The following is a 21,259-nucleotide window of genomic DNA, read 5'->3' as shown; positions in this document are numbered from 1 at the left end:
CCGCGATGAACAACATCTCACGCTGGGCGATCAAGAACCCGATCCCCGTCATCCTGCTGTTCCTGCTGCTGACCCTGTTCGGGGTCATCGGTTTCAAGAACATGCGGATCAACAACAACCCGGACGTCGACCTGCCCTTCGTGGTGGTCACGGCCGTGCGCCCCGGCGCCGCGCCCAGCGAGCTCGAGACCCAGGTCACGCGCCTGATCGAGGACCAGATCGCGGGCCTGGGCAGCGTGCGCCACATCAACTCGACCGTCGTCGACGGCGCCTCGACCACCTTCATCGAGTTCGAGCTGGGGGTCGACCACGAGCGGGTCACCAACGACGTCCGCAACGCCATGTCCAACCTCCGTTCGGCCCTGCCGCAGGACATGCAGGAGCCGATCGTCACCCGCATCGACGTGTCCGGCGGCTCGCTGATCACCTACGTCGTGCGCGGCGCGACCAAGACGCCCGAGGAGCTGAGCTGGTTCGTCGACAACGATGTCGCGCGCGCCCTGCTGGCCATCAAGGGCGTGGGCAAGGTCAATCGCAGCGGCGGGGTCAGCCGCGAAATCCAGGTCGCCCTCGACCCCGATCGACTGGCGGCTCGCGGCGTCACCGCCGCTCAGGTGAGCCAGTCGCTGGTGGGGGTCAACGCCGACCTACCCGGCGGCCGCGTCACCCTGGGCGGCTCCGAACGCGCCATACGCACCCTGGGCGCCGCCGACAGCCTGGACAAGCTGCGCGAGACCCGCATCCCGCTGTCGAGCGGCGGCACGGTGCGGCTGGGCGACCTGGGCACGGTCGAGGACCACTGGGACGAACCGCGCACCCGCGCCCGCTTCAACGACCAGGAGGTCGTGACCTTCGGCATGGTCCGTTCGCGCGGCGCCAGCGAGGTGCAGACCGCCGAAAAGGTCCGCAAGGCCATCGCCACCCTGCAGAAGGCCCATCCGGACGTCCAGATCGAGGAGATCACCTCGAACGTCCGCTACATCGAGCACAGCTACGTGGCCTCGATGGAAGCGCTGATCGTGGGCGCGGTGCTGGCGGTGCTGGTGGTGCTGCTGTTCCTGCGCGACCTGCGCGCCACCCTGCTGGCGGCCATCGCCATCCCGCTGTCGCTGCTGCCGACCTTCGCGCTGCTGGCGCCGATGGGCGAGTCGCTGAACGGCATCACCCTGCTGGCCCTGTCGCTGACCGTCGGCATCCTGGTCGACGACGCCATCGTCGAGATCGAGAATATCGTCCGCCACATGCGCGGCGGGAAATCCCCCTACGACGCGGCCATAGAAGCCGCCGACGAGATCGGCCTGGCCGTGGTGGCCACCACCTTCACCATCGTGGCGGTGTTCGCGCCCGTGGGCTTCATGCCCGGCATCATCGGCCAGTTCTTCAAGGCCTTCGCCCTGGCCGCCTGCGTCTCGGTGCTGTTCTCGCTGCTGGTGGCGCGGATGCTGACGCCGCTGATGGGCGCCTACCTGCTCAAGGCGCACCACAAGCCCGACCAGGATCCGCCGTGGATGGGTCCCTATCTGAAGAGCCTGAACTGGGCGCTGAACCACAAGTGGCTGGTGCTGCTGATGGGCATCCCGGTGTTCGCGGTCTCGATCTTCCTGGCCACCAAGCTGCCGCTCGAGTTCCAGCCTCAGATGGATCAGGGCCGCGCGCCCTTCTCCATCGAGCTGCCGCCCGGCTCGACGCTGGACGACACCGACGCGGTGGCCCAGCAGGTCACGCGCGAACTACTGGCCCGACCCGAGGTCACCAGCGTCTACGCCGACACCGGCGGCGACGGCGGCGTCAACAAGGCCAGCATCACCGCCAACCTGATCGACAAGCACAAGCGCATCAGCCAGAAGGATTTCAGCCGGCAGATGGTCGATCAGTTCGCCGCCATCCCCGGCGCGCGGATCGGGGCCGGATCGAACAACAACGGCCCCAGCGCCGGCGGCGTCTATTCGCTCAGCCTGATCAGCGACAACGGTCCCCTGCTCGAGGCCGCCGCCCGCAAGGTCGAGGCCGAGATGCGCGGCGTCCCGGGCCTGTCCCACGTCGTCAACACCGCCTCGATCGCCCGCCCGGAGATCGTGGTGACGCCCAAGCCCGACCAGGCCGCCCGCGCCGGCGTCTCGGCCGGGGCGATCTCCCAGGCCGTGCGCGTGGCCACCATCGGCGACATCGACCAGTCCCTGCCCAAGTACAATCTGGGCGACCGCCAGGTGCCGATCCGACTGCGCCTGGCGCAGGACGCCCGTGAGGACCAGGCGGTGCTGGAGACGCTGAAGGTGCCGACCGCCGGCGGCACGGCCGTGCCCCTGAACGCGGTGGCCGACATCCGCTACGGCGCCGGCCCCTCGCAGATCGATCGCCAGGACCGCTCGCGCATCGCCACCATCACCGCCGAGCTGAACGGCATCGTCGTGGGCGAGGCCGCCAAGCGGGTGCACGCCCTGCCGTCGGTCAAGAACCTGCCCACCGGCGTCGGCGAAGCTCCGGCCGGCGACATCGAGTTCATCCAGGAGATGGTCGCCGGCTTCGTCGCCGCCCTCGTGACCGGCATCCTGCTGATGTACGTGGTGCTGGTGCTGCTGTTCCGCAGCTTCGCCCACCCGGTGACCATCATGGCCGCTCTGCCCCTGGCCATCGGCGGCGCCTTCGCCCTGCTGCTGCTGGTCCATTCCAGCTTCTCGCTGTCGACCCTGATCGGCATCCTGATGCTGATGGGCATCGCCGCGAAGAACTCGATCCTGCTGGTCGAGTACGCGATCATGGCGATCAAGGGCGGCATGAGCCGGCGCGAGGCCCTGCTGGACGCGGCCCACAAGCGGGCCCGGCCGATCATCATGACCACGGTCGCGATGGGCGCGGGCATGATGCCCGTGGCCGTGGGGTTCGGGGCCGACGTGGAGTTCCGAGCCCCGATGGCGATCGCCGTGATCGGCGGCCTGATCACCTCGACCTTCCTGTCGCTGCTCTACATCCCCGTGGTCTTCATCTTCATGGACAAGATCAAGAACTGGGCGAGCGGCGTCACCGGTCACCTGTTCCGGCACCAGAAGCGGGCGCCCGACCACGCCGGCCAGCCTTCGGCCCACCAGGACCCGGTCTTCGGCGGCGGCGGGCGGGAACTTTAGACCCCGCCGGCGCGGCCGCGCTGAAACCAACCCCCTCGTCGTTCGTGGCGAGGGGGTTTTTTCTTGCCAGCACCGCCCCCATCGGGTCTCGATCCAGGCAGCCGGCGCGACTCACCGGCCCAGGGCCAGACGATGAATTCCGATCTCGAAACCGACACGGCCGCCGCCCACGCGCTCTTCCAGTCGCTCGAGGGCATGGAGGGCCTGACCGGCCACGAACCGACCGTCGCGGCGAAGGCCAAAGCCGGCTTCCCCGGCCAGGCGGCCCTGCTGAAACTCTATCCCGGCGTGCTGGTGGCGGTGACCATCGCCCTGGCCTCGCAATGGCTGGCCCAGCACTACGGCGCGCCGGTCATGCTGTTCGCCCTGCTGTTCGGCATGACCTTCCACTTCCTGCACCAGGAAGGCCGCTGCATCCCCGGCATCGAGTTCTCGTCCAAGGCCGTCCTGCGTTTCGGCGTCGCCCTGCTGGGCGCGCGGATCACCGCCAGCCAGATCCTGGGCCTGGGCCTGACCCCGATCGTCATGGTCATCGTCGGCATCGGCTCGACCATCGCCCTGGGCGCCTTCCTGGCCAAGCGCATGGGCCTGCGTTCCAGCTTCGGCGTGCTGTCGGGCGGGGCGGTCGGCATCTGCGGCGCCTCGGCGGCCCTGGCGATCGCCTCGGTCCTGCCGCGCGGCAAGGACGCCGAGCGCGACACCATCCTGGCGGTCGTCACGGTCACGGCCCTGTCGACCATCGCGATGATCACCTACCCGCTGCTGACGGCGGCCCTGCACCTGGACCACACCCGGGCGGGCGTTTTCCTGGGCGGCACGATCCACGACGTCGCCCAGGTGGTCGGGGCCGGCTACATGATCTCGCCCCACACCGGCGACGTGGCCACCTATGTGAAGCTCTTGCGGGTGACCATGCTGCTGCCGGTGGTCTTCACCATCGCGTTCGTGGTTTCGCGCATGGGTCCAGGCGCGGCCGGCGGCGCCAAGCCGACCGTGCCGCTGTTCCTGATCGGCTTCGCGGCCCTGGTGGTCATCAACAGCCTGGGCTGGCTGGCCAAGCCCGTCACCGACGCGGCCAACGAGGTCTCGCGCTGGTGCCTGGTCACGGCCATCGCGGGCCTGGGCATGAAGACCTCGTTCAAGGACCTGATGACCGCCGGCTGGCGGCCCGTGGCCCTGATGGTGTTCGAGACGGTGTGGATCGCCGGCGTGGTGCTGGTGGCGGTGGAGTTCTTCACCTAGCCACGGTCTGCGTCCGCATGGACCACAGCGCCTGGGCCACCACCACCGCCAGCTTGTCGCCGATGACCCGCGCCCCCGCCGCGTTGGGATGGATGCCGTCGCCCTGCATCAGCTGCCGCGAGCCGCCCACCCCGGCCAGGATGTTGGGATAGAGCGGCGCCGAGAACTCCCGCGCCAGGGCCGGATAGACGGCGTTGAACTCGCGCGCATAGGCCTGGCCGAACAGGGTCGGGGCGCCGACCCCGACCAGCACCACCCCGATCCGCCGATCCCGCAGGCTCTGCAGGATGGCGCGCAGATTGGCCTTGGTCACCCGGGGCTCGATCCCCTGCAGCAGGTCGTTGCCGCCCAGGGCCACGACGCACAGGGCGGTGTCCGACGGGACGCTGCGGTTGACCCGCGCCAGGCCGCCGCCGCTGGTGTCGCCCGCCACGCCCGCGGCCCGCACCTGGGCGACCACGCCCATGCGGGTCAGGGCCGCCTGCAGTTGGGCCGGCATGGCGGCCTGGGCCGGAACGCCCAATCCCGAGGTGATGGAGTCGCCCAGCACCGTCACGACGGGCGGCCTGGGCGGCGGCCTGAGCTGGGTCCGGGGCGCGGCGACGGCCGGGCCAGCCAGCAGCAGGCCGGCCAGGAACGCGCGGCGATCGGGCAAACGCGGTGCGGTGAAGCTCATGACTCCCTGTGTACGCTGGCTGTCGTCCAGACAATGTCCACGAATTCGGGAGGTTTCATGACCGGGGTTTCGCCGCGCCCTGTTTGGGGGTCTTGGACGGCGAAGGCGCTTTCGGCGGCGGCTTGGGCGCCGCGGCCGCGGGGGCCGGCGGGGCCGGCGCGGGAGGCGGCGTCAGCAGCGGGTCGCCTGGACGGCCCGAGCCCGCCAGCGGCAGGCTGTTGATCGGCACGCCCGGCAGCATCGGCTCGCCCGTCCACTCCCAGTGCCAGGGCTCGAAGGCGTAGTTGACGAAGCCGAACCGCGCGGCGTTGGCCACCAGCCAGCGATAGAGGTCCGACCGGGCCATCGCCAGGCGGTTGGCGTCGGCGCTGGAGTCCGGCCCGAAGCCCGGCGCGGCGGCGATGAACATGTCCAGGGCCAGGCCCGTCCGGTGGGCCGAGCAGATGGTGCGCGACACGCCCTGGCAGTTGTTGTCGCGGGCGCAGCGGGCGGCGTCGGCCAGCGGATCGCGGAAGCCGGAGAAGATAGTCAGGGCGCGCGGGTCGCGGGCCACGCCCGCCGCCTTGGCCTCGGCCACCATCCGGCGATAGGCGTCCAGGGCGCCCGGCCGCAGCTGGACGGTCTTGCCGCCGTAGCTTTCCTGAGGGCTGGCCGTGGACAGCAGGCTCACGGCCGGCGCGCCGGGGCAGATCCCCTCGCCGTTGACCTTCACGAACGGCCGGGCCCGGTGCCAGCGCACCAGCATCGCCTGGAAGGTCTCCGGATCGAAGGTCCCGGTCGACTTCAGGCCATGGCCGCCCTGCCAGCGCGCCAGGGCGTCGGCGAAGCGGGGCGAACCGGGCGCGCAGGTCGTCTGGATTTCGTGGGCGACGCGCGGGGCGTAGATCTCCCAGCCGGTCTCGGGACGGCCGAACGGCGTCCAGGTCAGGGTGGTCAGCGAGGCGGCGTTGACCGGGGCGGCGCTGGCCGAGACGCCGCCGACGTCGCAGGCCTCGGGCGTCCCGCCGATCGGCGCGAAGCTCGGGCCGGCGGGCGGATCGTTGGACGGCAGGTAGGTCGGCGGCTCGTATTGCAGGGGCTCGCGCGCGGCCGAGACCGACGGCGGCGGCATGGCCGGCGCCGGACGATGGCTGGGCCACATCACCCACGCGACGAAGAGCGCGACCAGCACGGCCAGTCCGCCCAACACCCAGATCAGCCGACGCAGAATCTTCAATCGGGGCTCCCGCCCCCAACGGGGCCGCAGTGGAACTTCGCCATGGCTCAAGGCTTGAGAGGGGCAAGGCGTTCCCGCCTCGGAGTTTTTGCATGCCCTCGACCCTGCGTCCCGTCGTCCTGTTGCTCGGCTGCCTGGCGGCCACCACCGCCTGTTCCGATCCCGCGCCGCAACAGCAGAAGCCGGCCGCGTCGAAGCCCGCCGCACCCGCGCCCGCGCCGCAGACCCCGCCGCCGCTGGTCGCCGCCCCGCCCGCCCCGGCCCCGGCCGCCCCCTCGCCCCTGGCCCAGGCCGTGAACGCCGCCGCCTTCGATCCCGCCGCCACGACGCCGGAGGCCAAGAAGGCCTATCTGACCCGCGCCCAGGTGCTGCTGGACCGCGCCCACTTCTCGCCCGGCGTCATCGACGGGCAGGAAGGCGGCAACCTGACCCTCGCCCTCAGCGCCTTCCAGGAGGCCCATCGCCTGACTGTCGACGGCAAGCTGAGCCCGGCGGTCTGGGACGCCCTGGTCGCCGACGCCAACCCCGCCCTGACCGACTATGTGATCACCGCCGAGGACGTGGCCGGCCCGTTCACGACCGACATCCCCAAGGACGACTACGAGGCGATGGCCAAGCTGCCGGCCCTCGGCTACGGCTCGCCGCTGGAGCTGCTGGCCGAAAAGTTCCACATGGACGAGCCGCTGCTGCAGGCCCTCAATCCGGGCGTCGACTTCACCAAGGCCGGGACCACGATCGTCGTCGCCGCCCTGGGTCCCGACGGTCTGGACGGCAAGGTCACCCGCATCGAGATCGACAACGCCAAGGGCACGCTGAAGGCCTATGCCGACGGCGACAGGCTGCTGGCGGTCTATCCGGCCACGGTGGGCAGCACCGAGCGCCCGGCCCCGGTCGGCGAATGGGCGGTCAACACCGTGGCCCCGCGCCCGACCTACACCTACGACCCCACCCGCCTGACCTTCGGCAAGCCGACGGGCAAGCTGACCATCAAGGCCGGGCCGAACAATCCGGTGGGCTCCACCTGGATCGACCTGACGAAGGACACCTACGGCATCCACGGCACGCCCGATCCCCGCCTGGTCAACAAGCGGGCGTCGCACGGCTGCGTGCGGCTGACCAACTGGGACGCTGCGGAGTTGGGGGCGGCGGTGCAGAAGGGGGCGAAGGTGACGTTCCACGGCAAGCCGGTGCGGTGATTTGAACCCTCTCCCAGAGGGAGAGGGAGGGGCCCGTCGCGAAGCGGTGGGAGGGTGAGGGGTTAGGGACGGCTGACGGCGTGCCGGCACGCCGGTCGAGGGTGTAACCCCTCATCCTCCCACGCCTGCGGCGCGGGCCCCTCCTTCTCCCTATGGGAGAAGGTTTCCCCAAGTCAGATCGCCACCCTCAACCCCACGCGAACAATCCTCGGCGCCGCATAACCCGGCACCCCATCGGCCGTCCGCGACGTCTGGATATCCGCGTCCAGCAGATTGTCGCCCGCCACATACGCCGTCACCAGCGGCTTCACCCGCCAGTCCAGCCGCGCGTCCAGGCGCCAGGCCGGATCGAGCACGCGGCTGTTAAGGTCATCCTCGAACCGCTTGCCCTCCCAGGTCAGGTCCGTGGCCAGGACCAGGGTCTCGGTCAGGTCGGCCGACAGGCCCGCCGTGGCGCTCCAGATCGGGGCCTGGGCCGGGCGCTTGCCGGTCAGCTGAGGCGCCGCCGAGCCGCCGTCCAGCCGCGCGTCGGTGACCGACAGGGCCGAGCTCAGGGTCACGACACCGACCTTGCGCTGGGCCCGCCCCTCCAGTCCGAAGGCGTCGATGGTCCCGGCGTTCTGGCGCTGGCGCAGCACGCCGCCGGCCGGGATGAAGCCGCCGATCGGGAAGGTCCCCGGCCCCACGCCCAGGGTGACGTTGACGATCGGGTCGTCGATCCGGTTCCAGAAGGCCGTGGCCTCGATCAGGCTCTTGGCGCCCTTGCGCGAGAGGCCGGCCTCCAGGCCCTCCAGCCGCTCGGGCTTGAGGCCCGCATTGGCCTCGGTGACGTCGTTGCCCACCCGGAACGGGCGATAGAGCTCGTTCAGGCTGGCCGGGCGGAAGCCGGTGTAGCCGGCCACGCGCGCCGTCACGTCGTGGCCCAGGTCGCGCGTCACGCCCAGGCGGCCGCTGACCACCTCGCCGTCGCGGTCGGCTGGACGCTGATCCAGCAGCACCGCCCCGGTCAGGGCGTTGCGCTCGACGCGGAAGCCGTCGGTGGTCTCCCAGTGGTCCAGCCGCAGGCCGCCGGCCACCAGCCACGGACCGGTCGTCCACGAGCCGTCGGCATAGGCCCCGACCACCGAGGTCTTGCCGCCCGCCACGCGGCTGCGGGTGTAGGTCCCGCCTGAATAGCTGTAGCGCTCGCGCTCCTCGCCGTCGTTCAGGCGGGCGTCGGCGCCCAGCTCCCATTCAAGCCCGCCGACCTTCTTGCGCAGGGCGCCGTTCAGGCCCCAGCCGGTGGCCGGGGTCTTGTCCTGGCTGTTGGCGGGCGTGGTGGACGAGCGGTCGGCGGCCACCGACACCGAGCTGTTGAACAGGTCGCTGGTCCGCCGCCAGGCCTGCAGCTTCCAGCCCAAGGCCTCGCCGCGCGGGGCCCTCACCAGGGTGGCGCTGAACACGTTGCCCGAGGCGTTGGCCCGCGCTCCGGCCAGGCCCGCCCCACGGTCCTCCTCGAAGAAGCCGCCGCGCAGCGACAGCAGGCCCAGGCCCGTGGCCATGTCGATGCGGCCGGCGATGCTCTTGGCCTCCAGGTCGGCCTTGGTGTCGGCCGCGCCCCCCTGGGGTCCGCGCGCCGGCACGTAGCCGTCGGACTTGTCGTAGAGCGCCGCGCCCGTGAACTCGAACCGCCCGAAGGTCGAGGTGGCGGCGGCCGAGGCGCGCTGGCTGCCCAGCTCGCCGATCGAGACGTCGCCGGCGATGCCCGCGTCGCGCTCCTTCAGGTCGATGACGCCGGTCAGGGCGCCGGCCCCGTAGGGCCCTGCCCCGGCCCCGCGCACGATGTCCACGCCGCCCAGCGACTCCGGCGCCAGCTGCGACCAGATCACCCAGCCGCCGAACGGGTCGTTCAGCGGCACGCCGTCCAGGGTGACCAGGGCCCGTCCCGCGCCCGACGGGGCGATGGCCCGCAGGCTGATCCCCTGGGTGGTCGGATTAGCCGACAGGCTGGAGGTGCGGCGGAACAGCGAGACGCCGGGCGTCTGCATGACCGCCTCGTCCACCCGCTGGGTCCGGGCCAGGTCGCGCTCCGAAAGATGCACCGATGAGAAGGCCGCCTCGGCGGCGGCCGGCGGCAAGCGGGCGGCGGTGACGATCACCTGTTCGACGTAAGGCGCTTCGGCGGCGGGCGGGGCGTCCAGGGGCATGGTCAATCTCACTCGGCGGCGTCTTGTATCAGCTGGACCGCCGGCGTGACGAAAGAACGGCGCCTCGCGTCGGCGCAATCCCTTTTCAGTCGCTTGCACAACGAGACTTACATTCCTAAGCTCGCGCCCAGACGCCCCCAGGGAAGGCCGAGAGCCCGCCATGAAGATTGATCGCCTGCCGCCGGTCCGCACCTCGCTCCAGCCGACCAACCACCCCTACATGACCGGGGCCTGGACGCCGCTGCACGAAGAGGTCGACGCGGTCGACCTGGAGGTGCTGGAGGGCGCGATCCCGACCGACCTGGACGGTGTCTATCTGCGCAACACCGAGAACCCCGTCCACCAGCCGCTGGGCCGCTACCACCCGTTCGACGGCGACGGCATGGTGCACCAGATTGAGTTCAAGGACGGGACCGCCAGCTACCGCAACCGCTTCATCCGCACCCGCGGCTTCGAGGCTGAGCAGGAGGCGGGGGAGAGCCTGTGGGGCGGTCTCGCCGACGGCCCCGGCACGTCCAAGCGCCCCGGCTTCGGCGCACACGGAAGCCTGAAGGACACCGCCAGCACCGACATCCTGGTCCATCGCGGCGAGGCGATCGCCACCTTCTACCAGTGCGGCGAGGCCTATCGCCTGGATCCCCTGACCCTGGAGAACCTGGGCGTGGCCGCCTGGGCGCCGCTGGACGGCGTCTCGGCCCACCCCAAGGTGGACGAGGCGACCGGCGAGCTGATGTTCTTCAACTACTCCAAGCACGCGCCCTACATGCACTACGGCGTGGTCGACGCCTCGGGCCGGCGCACGGTCTACCAGGCCATCGATCTGCCCGGCCCGCGCCTGCCGCACGACATGGCGTTCACGGCGAACTATTCGATCCTCAACGACCTGCCGGTGTTCTGGGACCAGGCCCTGCTGGAGCGCGACATCCACGCCGTGCGCCTGCACAAGGGCGTGCCGTCGCGGTTCGGCATCGTGCCGCGCCACGGCGGCGAGGTCCGCTGGTTCGAGGCCGCGCCGACCTACGTCCTGCACTGGCTCAACGCCTACGAGGACGGCGACGAGATCGTGCTGGACGGCTACTTCCAGGAGAACCCCACCCCGCGCCCGCTGGAGGACGCGCCCGAGGGCCACGGCCACCTGATGGCCTATCTGGACGAGCACAGCTTCCGGCCCAAGCTGCACCGCTGGCGCTTCAACCTGGTCACCGGCGAGACCGTCGAGCAGCGGCTGGACGACCGCGTCCTGGAGTTCGGCATGTTCAACCAGGCCTATGCCGGGCGGCCCTATCGCTACGCCTATTCCACCACCGCCAAGCCGGGCTGGTTCCTGTTCAACGGCTTCGTCAAGCACGACCTGGAGACCGGCGTCAGCTGGACCCTGCCGCTGGAGCCCGGCCGCTACGCCAGCGAGGCCCCGTTCGCGCCGCGCGTGGGCGCGGTCGACGAAGACGACGGCTACCTGGTCAGCTTCATCATCGACGAGAACCGCGGGACCTCGGAGTGCCTGGTGGTCGACGCCAAGACCATGCAGCCGACCTGCCGCATCGCCCTGCCCCACAAGATCAGCAGCGGCACGCACGCGGTCTGGGCGGGGCGCGCCGCCCTGGGCCGCTAGCAGCTTCCCGGATTGTCCCGCTTCAGCACGCAGATCATCTTGTTCCCGCGCGGGGCGCCGTAAACCGCGATCAGGCGGCTTTCGAAATAGGCCCACTTGTTCCGCGTGTCCTGGGCGGCGACGTTCATGGCGCGGGTGTAGGCGCCGCCCGCGCCGCGCTCGGCGCCGGCGGTGTCCTTGTTCAGCACCGCGTGCTTGATGCGCCCGCCGCAGTGCAGCCACTCCGGGAAGCCGTCGTAGCAGCCGCTGATCAGGCCGGCCGGGAACGCGGCCCCGCCCGGCGACAGCCAGGGCGCGGGCGCGGTGTTGTTCAGCCCCTGGGGGTTGGCGATCGTGGGCGTGGCGCGCGGCGCGTCGATCCAGTTGGTGTGCGAATAGAAGTCCTGGCCGGCGTGGAAAGCCATGCCCAGGTCCTCGAACACGTTGCACTTGGCCCGGCCCTTGACGCCGTTGTAGTTGCAGCCGCCGGAGATGCTGGTGCTGTCCAGCGCCAGGTTCGGCTTCACCAGGCCGGCGGCGTCGGCCACCGCGGCCTCGATGTTGTTGTAGATGTAGGTCCGGCACGAGGTGAGGATGCCGCGCGCCGTGGCCGCGCTCTGGGCGTAGGAACCGGGGCTGAAGAAGTCGCCGCCGTCGCAGTGGGCGGCCTTGCTGCCGCCCAGGCCTCGCGTCGGATTGTCGGGCGCCCCGACCGCGCCCCAGGTGCCGTTCTTGCCGGCGATCTCGCTCATCGAGTCCGGACCGAAGCCGAAACCGCCCAGGCCGCTGCGGGTGATCCGCTCGTGCTCGGCGTTCTGGCCGAAGGCGCGGATGGTGCCGAAGGCCTGGGCCTGGGGGACCAGCGCCTGGGGCGCGAACAGGATCGACGCGGCGACGACCGCCAAGACGACTGGACGCTTACGCATGACGCGATCTCCCTGATTTTTCAATCGAAGGTTACGCGGACGCGCGCCAAAGTACAGCGGCGGTTCAGGCCTTAGGGAACCACGGGACGAAGCCCGAGGTGCGGGCGACATAGGCCTCGTAGTCCGGCCGCTTGCGGCGCATGCGCCCCTCCACCGTCGGCACGCCGCTCCAGCGGGTCAGCAGCACGGTGATCAGCACCGGCCCCGGCAGGGCCCAGGCGCCCAGGCCCGTCTCGGCGGCGATCAGGTAGAGACCCCACCAGACGCAGGCGTCGCCGAAATAGTTCGGATGGCGGGTGTAGCGCCACAGGCCCGTGTCCAGCACCTTGCCGGCGTTGGCGGGGTCGGCCTTGAAGCGGACCAGCTGCCAGTCGCCCACGGTTTCGAAGCCGATCCCGACCAGGGCCAGCACCGTCCCGGCGATCGCCAGCCCGCCCAGCGGCGCGGCGATCGGCTGGCCCAGCTGCACCGGCAGGGCCACCACGAACTGCAGCGCGTATTGCAGGGCGAACACCAGCAGGGCCGAGGCCTTGGCGAAGCCCCAGCCGCGCTGGGTCTCGGCGTAGTGCATCATCGTGACATAGCGCCGGTCCGGACCCTGCCGGCGCCAGCGCCACAGCAGGTAGCCGCCCAGCCGCGCGGCCCAGACGGTGCAGAGGGCGGTCAGCAGCACGCCGTGCGGCGTGGGCCCGGACTGGGCCAGCGTCGTCCAGGCGATCAGCGCCATGCCCACGCCCCACCAGGCGTCGACGAAGCTGACGTCCTTCAGGCGAAGCCCGATCAGCCACAGGGCGACGAAAGCGACGGCGGAAACGGCGGCGTTGACCAGGAGCAGCGTCACGAGGGGCATCAAAGACCCACCACCAGGCTCACCGTCGTGGTGGTCGAGCCGCCGATGTTCAGGGTCTGCACCGTCCTGGCCCCCTCGACCTGGCAGTCGCCGGCCGCGCCGGTCACCTGCTTGAAGGCGTCCAGGGCCATGCGCACGCCGGTGGCGCCCACCGGATGGCCGGCGCCGATCAGGCCGCCGGAGGGGTTGACCGGCAGGCGGCCGCCGATCGCGATCGAGCCGTCCTCGACCGCCTTCCAGCTCTCGCCCGGCGCGGTCAGGCCCAGATGGTCAATGGCCATGTATTCGGTGGCGGTGAAGCAGTCGTGGACCTCGGCGGCGTCGATCTGGGCGACGTCGGTGATTCCGGCTCGCGCCCGGGCGTCCTCGATCGCGCGGCGCACCTGCGGGAAGACGTAGGGCTGGTCGCGGCTGGCCTCGACCTTGCGCGCGTAACTGATCGGGGCCGAGCGATGGCCCCAGCCCTTGATGCGCGGCAGGCTCTCCAGCGGCACGCCGCGCAGGAAGGCGTAGGCCTTGGCCCGGCGCTCCGAGGCCAGGAACACCACCGCCGTGCCGTCGGTGACCTGGCCGCAGTCCTGCTTGCGCGTGCGGCCCTCGACCACGGGATTGGCCACGTCGTCGGCGGTGAAGGCCCCGGGCCCGAACCGCCAGTCGCGGGTCTGGGCGTCGGGGTTGCGGCGAGCATTGGTGAAGTTGTTCTCGGCGATCGCCATCAGGTGCTCGTACTTCAGGCCGTGGCGGCGGTCGTACTCGTCGGCCAGGTCGGAGAAGGCGCGCGGCCACAGGAAGCGAGCGTCCTGGAACTCGTGGCCGACCCACGCGGCCGAGCCCAGGTTCTCGGCGGCGACCTGGCCGGCGACGTTGCGCATCTGCTCGATCCCGACCACGCAGGCCAGGTCGTAGCGGCCGGCCTCGATCTCGGCGGTCGCCGCCAGGATCGCCACGCTGCCCGAGGCGCAGGCCGCCTCGTGTCGCGCGGTCGGCAGGCCGTCCAGGGCCGGATGCACCTGGCCGAAGAAGCCGCCCAAGAGGCCCTGCCCGGCGAACAGCTCGCCGGCGAAATTGCCGACATGGCCGGTCTCGATGTCCGCGGGGTCCAGGTCGACGGCGGCCAGGCCCTGGCCCACCGCCTCGGCGAAGGCGTCCGCCAGGTCCATGCCCTGCCGCGCCCAGTTGGCCGAATAGTCGCTCTGCCAGCCGCCCAGGATGTAGACCATGGCCTTTCCCTCCCACTCGCTCACGCGCCGATGTGCCCCGGCTTAGTCAGTCCGACTATACAAGTGACTGGTCGCGAGGCAATGCTCCGCGTTGACAGCCCGCCGCGAAACATCCGAACCAGAGGTCATGATCCCAGAGGCTCCCGACCAAGCCGCCGCCGCGACCCAGATGGTCCGCGCCAGCTCGGCCGCGCGGGCCCTGAACCTGATCGGCGACCGCTGGACCCTGCTGACCCTCTACGCCGCCTTCATGGGCCAGACCCGGTTCGACGGCTTCGTGAAGCTGACCGGCATGGCCCGCTCGCTGCTGGTCGACCGGCTGGGTCGGCTGGAGGCGGCGGGGGTGCTGGAGAAGCGGCCCTACCAGGACCGCCCCGTCCGCCACGGCTACCATCTGACGGCCATGGGCAAGGACCTCTACGACGCGGCCCTGATGATCCTGCGCTGGGAGACCCGCTGGCATTACGACGAGACCAGCCCCTCGCATCGCATCGAACACGCCACCTGCGGCAAGCCGTTGGTCGCCGAACTGGTCTGCAAGGCCTGCGAGCGGCCGGTCGAGGCGCGCGACGTCGAGCTGGTCCCGGGTCCGGGCGCCGGGCTGGAGCCCGCGCCCCGCGCCCGCCTGCAGCGCCGTTCCACCGCCGAGACCGCCCAGCCGCTGACGCCGATGCTGGAGCGCTCGATCGCCGTGCTGGGCGATCGCTGGACGGCCCACCTGCTGGCGGCGTGCTTCTACGGCCGGCGACGGTTCAACGACCTGCAGGCCGAGTTGGGCGCCGCGACCAACATCCTGGCCGACCGGCTGGCGCGGCTGACGGCCCTGGGCATGCTGGAGAAGCGGCTCTACCAGGCGCGGCCCGAGCGCTGGGAATACCGGCTGACCGACGAGGCCCGCGACCTCTTCCCGCTGATCGCGGCCCTGATGACCTGGGGCGACCGCTGGCTGTCAGGCCAGGCCGGGCCGCCGGAGGTGCTGATCCACAAGCCGTGCGGGTCGGTGCTGGAGACGAAGGTGCGCTGCGGGGCGTGCCACGGGGCCGTGGACGTGAAGTCGACGCGGCTTCCCGCCTAGAGCCACAGGCCCGTCGCCGTCACGCCGTCGCCCCAGAACCCCTCGGCCGGACGCGTCATCCGCCCATCCGCCACCCGGCAGCCGCCGGGATGGTCCTGAGCCAGCCACCACGGCCCGTCCAGGTCGGCGAAGGCGCACGAGCCCGCCAGGTGCAGGGCCGGGGCGATGGCCAGGGACGAGGCGACCATGCAGCCGACCATCAGCGTAAAGCCGTGGTTGCGGGCCTCCTCCAGCATCAGCAGGGCCTCGGACAGGCCGCCGGCCTTGTCGAGCTTGAGGTTCACGGCGCGGTAGCGGCCCTTCAGCCCGGCCAGGTCCTGCGCCGTATGCACCGACTCGTCGGCGCAGATCGGATACGGCGGATCGTAGCCCTCCAACGCGTGGTCCGCGCCCGCCGGCAGGGGCTGCTCGACCAGGGCGATGTTGAGGTCCGACAGGATCGGCTTCAGGCCATCGAGGATGGCGAAGTCCCAGCCCTCGTTGGGGTCGACGATCAGGCGAGCGCGAGGCGCGGCCTTGGCCACGGCCAGCAGGCGGGCGGCGGGGTCGTCGGCCGACAGCTTGACCTTGATCAGGGGGGCGGTGGCCACGGCTTGGGCGGCCAGGCCCATGGCCTCGGGGCTGTCCAGGCTGACGGTGACGGCGGTGACCAGGCTGTCGGGGACGCGCAGGGCGGTCAGGGCCTCGACGCTGAGCCCCTCGCGCTTGGCCCGCAGGTCCCACAGGGCGCAGTCCAGGGCGTTGCGGGCCGCGCCGGGCGTCAGCAGCGCCAGGGCGTCGTGCGGCCGAGCGCCGTCGCGCAGGGCCTGGACGGCGGGCTGGAGCTGAGCGATCACGCTGTCGACCGTCTCGTCGTAGCGGGCGTAGGGCACGCTCTCGCCCCGCCCGATCAGTTCGCCCTCGACGACCTCGACCACCACCACCTCGGCGGCGGTCTTGACCCCGCGCGAGATGCGGAACGGGGCCTTCAGGCGGTGGCTGACATGGGCGATCGAGACGGTGCGCTGCATGTCCCTGCCATCCCACCGATCAGGGGATTTGGCCAGAGCGTGGGGGCCGAAAGTGGATGCCGGTTTCGGCGCCCGCCACGCTCCAAGTCTTTGATCTAGAGCCGAAGGCTCTAGTCGCGACGACGGATCGGGGAGTCGGCGCGGCGCTCGCGGAGCACCTGCATGGCCAGCCGCGGGTCCCACACGAACAAGGCCGCCCACACCAGCAGCACGCCGGCGTAGTTCAGCGCGCCGATGACGCCGCCGGGACGGCCCGGACGCGTGTAACGGACCGAGCGCGGCTGAGGCAGGAACAGGCTGGGCATGGCGATGTCGGTCATGGCGTCCTCCTTGGATGAGGAGACCTTCGCCGGGCGATGCGTCAAATCCGGACGTATGATCCAAGGCCGCTCGCCACCATATGTCGCCGACGGGCGTTAGACCCGTAGCCAAGGAGCGTCCCGCGCATGAGCAAGCCGGTCACCATCACCCTGCCCCACCAGCTGGGCGTCGCCGAGGCGCGCCGCCGGATCGACGAAGGGTTCGGCCAGTTGCTCAGCCAGACCGGCGGCATGGTCAAGGACGTCAACAAGAGCTGGGCCGGCGACGCCCTGACCTTCTCGGCCCAGGCCATGGGCCAGCCGATCTCGGGCGTGCTGACGGTGTTCGCCGACTCGGTGCGGATGGAGATCGTCCTGCCCGGCCTGCTGGGCATGATCGCCGGCAAGATCACCGGTCAGGTGAAGAAGCAGGGCCAGCTGCTGCTGGAGAAGAAGTAATCCCCAACACCCGCTCATCCCGGCGAATGCCGGGACCCAGATCCTAAGGCTGAGAGGCTGGCGGGATAGGCTCAGCGCTTTTGGCGTCACCCTCAGAGCCATTCCATCTGGGTCCCGGCATTCGCCGGGATGAGCGGTTTGAGGCTTAAGCCTTCACCCGCCGCGCCGGGGCGTTCTTGGCGGGCGGGCGTCGGGTCCGGGCGCGCTTGCCCTTGGGCGAGGCCTTGGCGCCCTTGCGGGCCTCGCGTTCGGCTTCGATCTTGTCCAGCCGGTCCTGGGCGATCTGGGCGTGCTCGGTGCAGCGGGCGTGCATGGCCGCCAGCTCCTTCTCGGTCAGCTTCTCGATGCCCATGAAGTCGTTCTCGGCGGCCGAGGTCAGGATCAGCTCGTCCAGTTTGGTCTGAACGGCCGCGCCGTCGCGGTTCTGGGTGTTCTGGATCAGGAACACCATCAGGAAGGTGATGATCGTGGTGCCGGTGTTGATCACCAGCTGCCAGGTCTCGGAGAACTTGAAGATCGGTCCGCTGGCGGCCCAGACGACGACCAGCAGCACGCAGACGATGAAGGCCGGCGGGCTGCCGGTGACCCGCGCGGTGGCGTTGGCGAATTTGGCGAACAGCTTGTCCATGACGTTTCCAGCCCTCGGACCTGAAGGCCCGGGGTCATAACGCCCGACGGCGCCGCCGGGTTCGGACGGCGGCGGCGGCCCCGGTTCCCGGCCCCGCGCGTTAGGAACGGATGTTCGATCCGTATCTGCTGTTCCTGCTGGGCCTGGGCGTCGTCATCCTGCTGGTCGCCTGGCTCCCGATGGCCCTGAGCCGCCTGCCGCTGTCCCTGGCCATCCTCTGCGTGCTGATCGGGGTGGCGGTGTTCCACGGCGGCGTCCTGCCCTTCCGCTCCGATCCCGTGCGCTTCTCGACCCTGACCCAGCGGCTGACCGAGGTGGTGGTCATCGTCTCGCTGATGGGCGCGGGGCTGAAGATCGACCGGCGGATCGGCTGGCGGCGCTGGGGCTCGTCCTGGCGGCTGATCGCCATCACCATGCCGCTCAGCATCGTGGCGGTGACCCTGATGGGCGTGCACGGCCTGGGCCTCGGTCTGGCCTCGGCCCTGCTGCTGGGCGGGGCCCTTGCGCCCACCGATCCGGTGCTGGCCTCCGACGTCCAGGTGGGGCCGCCGCGCTCGGGCGAGGACGGCGAGGCCCGCTTCGCCCTGACCTCGGAAGCCGGCCTCAACGACGGCTTCGCTTTCCCATTCGTGCACCTGGCCGTGGCCCTCGCCCTTGCTCAAGGAGGAGGGGCCGGCGGCGCGGTCGGCGGCTCCCTGCTGACCCACTGGCTGGCGGTCGACGTGCTGTGGCGCGTGGTCGCCGGCGCCGGCGTCGGCTGGGCGGTCGGCAAGGTCCTGGGCTGGGCCACCTTCAAGGCCCCGCACGCCCGGATCTCCGGCACCGGCGACGGGCTGGTGGCCCTGGGCGCGACCCTGGTGGCCTATGGCGTCGCCGAGGCCGCCCACGGCTACGGCTTCCTGGCCGTGTTCGTCGCCGCCCTGGCCCTGCGGGCGACCGAGCGCGACCACCAATTCCACGAGGCCATGCACGACTTCGCCGAGCAGGTGGAGCGCCTCTTGATGATGCTGGTCCTGGTGCTGTTGGGCGGGGCGGTGGCGGGCGGCCTGCTGGACTCCCTGACCTGGAAGGAGGCGGCCTTCGGCCTGGCGCTGGTGTTCGTGGTCCGGCCGCTGGCCGGCTGGATCGGCCTGATCGGCGCGCCCCACTCGATGCGCGAGCGCGCGGTCGTGGCCTTCTTCGGCATCCGGGGGATCGGATCGTTCTACTACCTGGCCTACGGCCTCAACCACGGCGACTTCCACGGCTGGGACCGGCTCTGGGCGATCACCGGCTTCGTGGTGCTGTGTTCGATCCTGGTCCACGGCGTCACGGCCACCCCGCTGATGACCCGGATCGACGCCTGGCGGCGGCGCGAAGTCTTGCATCAGGACGACCCGCAACCTGAGCGTGATTGAACTTCACCTTAGGATGCGGCAAAGCGTCACAGCGCCCCGTATCGAGGAAACGCAAAGGCCCTGTTCGCGTATTCCTCCCGTCCGGGGAACGGGAAAACCATGCAGGCTAACGTCGCCCATCAGGAACAGCGGCGGCAGGACCGGATCCTGTTCGTCCTGGCCGTGGCGTTGCTGGCCAGCCAGGCCTTCAGCGACTTCCTGACCCGCAACGCGCTCGGCATCGCCACCCTCTGGCCGACCAACGCCCTGCTGGCCGGCGGCCTGCTGGTGCTGAATCCGCGACGGCGCACCCTCCTGACGGTCATCGCCGTGGTCGGCCACATGATCATCGACCTGCTGGTCGGCGACGGCCTGGGCCGCTCGATCCTCTCCACCGTGGTCGACGTCGGCGAGGCCGTGCTGGTCTGGCGCGTGACCCGGCGCTTCTTCGGCGGCCCGCCGCGCGTGCGGACCATGCGGCAGCTAGCCCTGCTGACCACCCTGACCGCGCCCGTGACCCTGCTGATGGCCGTGGTCGCCGCCGCCGTGCTGGCCCTGGGCTACGGCATGCCGTTCGTGTCCGTCCTGACTGACTGGTTCCTGTGCGGGGTGCTGGGCATGTCGATCGTGCTGCCGGCCGTGCTGGTCCTGCTGGACAGCGAGCACCGCCGCACCTTCCAGCGCGCGCCGCTGGAACCGTGGGGCCTGGGCCTGCTGATGGCCGGCCTGACCGCGGTCGTCTTCCACGCCCGGGGGATCCCCGCGCCGTTCCTGCTGTTCCCCGTCGCCCTGCTGACCGCGTTCCGCCTGGGTCCGCGCGGCGCCGCCCAGGCCTCGCTGATCGTCGCCTGCGTCGCCATCCCTCTGACGGTCCACGGCCTGTGGAGCTCGCAGATCTCGACCGACTGGTCCCAGGCCCACCAGAACCGCCTGGTGCAGATCTTCGTCGGCGTGCTGTTCGTCACCAGCCTGGCCACCGGCCTGGCCCTGGCCCAGCAGGAGCGCCTGCGCCGCCTGCTGGTGCGCCGCGAGCAGCTGACCCGCGCCGCCCGCGCCCGGGCCCTGGCCGCCAACGAGGCCAAGACCGAGTTCCTGGCCACCATGAGCCACGAGATCCGCACGCCGCTGAACAGCATGCTGGGCTTCTCGCAGCTGCTGGTCGAACGCCAGGACCTGCCGCCCGACGTCCGCCGCCAGCTGGGCCTGATCGACAGCGCCGGCACCGCCCTGCTGACCGTCGTCAACGACATCCTCGACTTCTCGCGGGTCGAGGCGGGCCAGGTGGAGTTGCTGTTCCAGCCGACCTCGGCGGCGGCGGTGCTGCACGACGCGGTCGGCATCATCCGTCCCGAGGCCGAGAACAAGCGGCTGACCCTGGAGGTCGAGGTCAACGACCCGGTGGGCGGCCTGCACGACCTGGACGGCCTGCGCCTGCGCCAGGTGCTGCTGAACCTGCTGAACAACGCCGTGAAGTTCACCGAGGCCGGGCGCATCCGCGCCTGCCTGACGGTGGAGCCCGGCGAGCTGGAGGACCGGCTGAAGTTCGAGGTCATCGACACCGGTGTCGGCATCCCCATCGAACATCAGGGCCGGCTGTTCCAGCGCTTCAGCCAGGTCGACAGCTCGGCCAGCCGCCCCTACGGCGGCGCGGGCCTGGGGCTGGCGATCAGCAAGGCGCTGGTCGAGCTGATGGGCGGCCGGATCGGCGTCGACAGCGCCCTGGGCCACGGCTCGGCCTTCTGGGTGGAACTCCAGGCGCCCCAGGTCGAGGCCTACGACGCCGGCCAGCCCGAGCCCGCCGCCGCTCCCGGCGCGGCCCGTATCCTGCTGGTCGACGACCACCCGATGAACCGCGAGATCGGCGCGGCCCTGCTGACCCTGGTCGGGTGCGAGGTCGAGACGGCCGACAACGGCGAGCAGGCCGTGGCCAAGGCCGCGCGCGGCGGCTTCGACATCATCCTGATGGACATCCACATGCCCGAGATGGACGGCCTGGCCGCCACCCGGGCCATCAAGGCGCTGGACGGCGGGGCCGGCGACGTCCCGATCATCGCCATGAGCGCCGACGCCCTGCCCCAGCAGGTCGAGCGCTGCTACGCCGCCGGCATGGTCGACCACGTCGCCAAGCCGGTGCAGCGCGAGGTCCTGTACGCCAAGGTGAATCGCTGGCTGGCCAGGAAGTAGGTT

17 protein-coding genes are annotated in these 21,259 nt (G+C 71.0%); 8 read left to right on the top strand and 9 right to left on the bottom strand.

The annotated features are described in order from the left end of the window. The first annotated feature begins 5 nt into the window (after positions 1 to 5). Positions 6 to 3,122 (top strand): efflux RND transporter permease subunit, encoded by a 3,117-nt coding sequence (locus AC1U89_RS03175; protein ID WP_479898225.1) that lies wholly within the window; start codon positions 6 to 8, stop codon positions 3,120 to 3,122. Between the two features lie 132 nt (positions 3,123 to 3,254). Continuing rightward, positions 3,255 to 4,364 (top strand): YeiH family protein, encoded by a 1,110-nt coding sequence (locus AC1U89_RS03170; RefSeq protein WP_479898224.1) that lies wholly within the window; start codon positions 3,255 to 3,257, stop codon positions 4,362 to 4,364. On the opposite strand, the gene AC1U89_RS03165 is transcribed toward AC1U89_RS03170, so the two are convergent. Then, complete coding sequence (locus AC1U89_RS03165) at positions 4,357 to 5,040, bottom strand: arylesterase (protein WP_479898222.1); 684 nt, start codon at positions 5,038 to 5,040, stop codon at positions 4,357 to 4,359. The two genes, AC1U89_RS03170 and AC1U89_RS03165, sit on opposite strands and share 8 nt — an antisense overlap. 55 nt (positions 5,041 to 5,095) lie before the next feature. Then, complete coding sequence (locus tag AC1U89_RS03160) at positions 5,096 to 6,256, bottom strand: M15 family metallopeptidase (protein ID WP_479898221.1); 1,161 nt, start codon at positions 6,254 to 6,256, stop codon at positions 5,096 to 5,098. Between the two features lie 92 nt (positions 6,257 to 6,348). Here AC1U89_RS03160 and AC1U89_RS03155 point away from each other — a divergent pair, with 92 nt between their 5' ends. Then, complete coding sequence (locus AC1U89_RS03155) at positions 6,349 to 7,452, top strand: L,D-transpeptidase family protein (protein ID WP_479898220.1); 1,104 nt, start codon at positions 6,349 to 6,351, stop codon at positions 7,450 to 7,452. A 173-nt stretch (positions 7,453 to 7,625) separates the two neighbouring features. Here the strand turns inward: AC1U89_RS03155 and AC1U89_RS03150 are convergent, their stop codons facing one another. Continuing rightward, positions 7,626 to 9,638, bottom strand: coding sequence for a TonB-dependent receptor (locus AC1U89_RS03150; RefSeq protein ID WP_479898219.1), 2,013 nt, complete (start codon positions 9,636 to 9,638; stop codon positions 7,626 to 7,628). 160 nt (positions 9,639 to 9,798) lie between these two features. Here AC1U89_RS03150 and AC1U89_RS03145 point away from each other — a divergent pair, with 160 nt between their 5' ends. Then, on the top strand, positions 9,799 to 11,250 hold the full coding sequence (locus tag AC1U89_RS03145; protein ID WP_479898218.1) for a carotenoid oxygenase family protein: 1,452 nt from the start codon (positions 9,799 to 9,801) through the stop codon (positions 11,248 to 11,250). On the opposite strand, the gene AC1U89_RS03140 is transcribed toward AC1U89_RS03145, so the two are convergent. The 3 genes from AC1U89_RS03140 to AC1U89_RS03130 all read right to left on the bottom strand — a co-directional run bounded on the left by AC1U89_RS03140 (position 11,247) and on the right by AC1U89_RS03130 (position 14,225). Then, positions 11,247 to 12,155: a hypothetical protein gene (locus AC1U89_RS03140; RefSeq protein ID WP_479898217.1), complete on the bottom strand. Its 909-nt coding sequence runs from the start codon at positions 12,153 to 12,155 to the stop codon at positions 11,247 to 11,249. The two genes, AC1U89_RS03145 and AC1U89_RS03140, sit on opposite strands and share 4 nt — an antisense overlap. Positions 12,156 to 12,219: 64 nt before the next feature. Further along, complete coding sequence (locus AC1U89_RS03135) at positions 12,220 to 13,005, bottom strand: DUF1295 domain-containing protein (RefSeq protein ID WP_479898216.1); 786 nt, start codon at positions 13,003 to 13,005, stop codon at positions 12,220 to 12,222. Continuing rightward, positions 13,005 to 14,225, bottom strand: a complete 1,221-nt coding sequence (locus AC1U89_RS03130) for an acetyl-CoA acetyltransferase (protein ID WP_479898215.1) — start codon at positions 14,223 to 14,225, stop codon at positions 13,005 to 13,007. The genes AC1U89_RS03135 and AC1U89_RS03130 overlap by 1 nt, the downstream gene beginning before the upstream one ends. A gap of 127 nt (positions 14,226 to 14,352) precedes the next feature. Here AC1U89_RS03130 and AC1U89_RS03125 point away from each other — a divergent pair, with 127 nt between their 5' ends. Next, positions 14,353 to 15,300, top strand: a complete 948-nt coding sequence (locus tag AC1U89_RS03125; protein WP_479898214.1) for a winged helix-turn-helix transcriptional regulator — start codon at positions 14,353 to 14,355, stop codon at positions 15,298 to 15,300. Here AC1U89_RS03125 and dgcA read toward each other — a convergent pair. Both dgcA and didA read right to left on the bottom strand, forming a co-directional pair. Further along, positions 15,297 to 16,310, bottom strand: coding sequence for an N-acetyl-D-Glu racemase DgcA (dgcA, locus tag AC1U89_RS03120; RefSeq protein ID WP_479898213.1), 1,014 nt, complete (start codon positions 16,308 to 16,310; stop codon positions 15,297 to 15,299). The two genes, AC1U89_RS03125 and dgcA, sit on opposite strands and share 4 nt — an antisense overlap. Positions 16,311 to 16,420: 110 nt before the next feature. Beyond that, positions 16,421 to 16,630, bottom strand: a complete 210-nt coding sequence (gene didA / locus AC1U89_RS03115; protein ID WP_479898212.1) for a DNA damage-induced SOS-independent cell division inhibitor A — start codon at positions 16,628 to 16,630, stop codon at positions 16,421 to 16,423. A gap of 126 nt (positions 16,631 to 16,756) precedes the next feature. On the opposite strand from didA, the gene AC1U89_RS03110 reads away from it, so the two are divergent. Further along, entirely contained in the window at positions 16,757 to 17,068 is a 312-nt protein-coding gene (locus AC1U89_RS03110; protein ID WP_479898211.1) for a polyhydroxyalkanoic acid system family protein, read from the top strand. Between the two features lie 145 nt (positions 17,069 to 17,213). On the opposite strand, the gene AC1U89_RS03105 is transcribed toward AC1U89_RS03110, so the two are convergent. Beyond that, positions 17,214 to 17,696: a low affinity iron permease family protein gene (locus AC1U89_RS03105; RefSeq protein ID WP_479898209.1), complete on the bottom strand. Its 483-nt coding sequence runs from the start codon at positions 17,694 to 17,696 to the stop codon at positions 17,214 to 17,216. A gap of 110 nt (positions 17,697 to 17,806) precedes the next feature. On the opposite strand from AC1U89_RS03105, the gene AC1U89_RS03100 reads away from it, so the two are divergent. Further along, positions 17,807 to 19,093, top strand: a complete 1,287-nt coding sequence (locus AC1U89_RS03100) for a cation:proton antiporter (protein ID WP_479898207.1) — start codon at positions 17,807 to 17,809, stop codon at positions 19,091 to 19,093. 99 nt (positions 19,094 to 19,192) lie between these two features. Further along, positions 19,193 to 21,256, top strand: a complete 2,064-nt coding sequence (locus AC1U89_RS03095; RefSeq protein WP_479898206.1) for an ATP-binding protein — start codon at positions 19,193 to 19,195, stop codon at positions 21,254 to 21,256. Positions 21,257 to 21,259: the final 3 nt, after the last annotated feature.

The organism is Caulobacter sp. 05T431, assembly GCF_056665975.1.
Note: the sequence above shows the minus strand (reverse complement) of the source record. Positions and strands in the feature narration are given on the sequence as shown.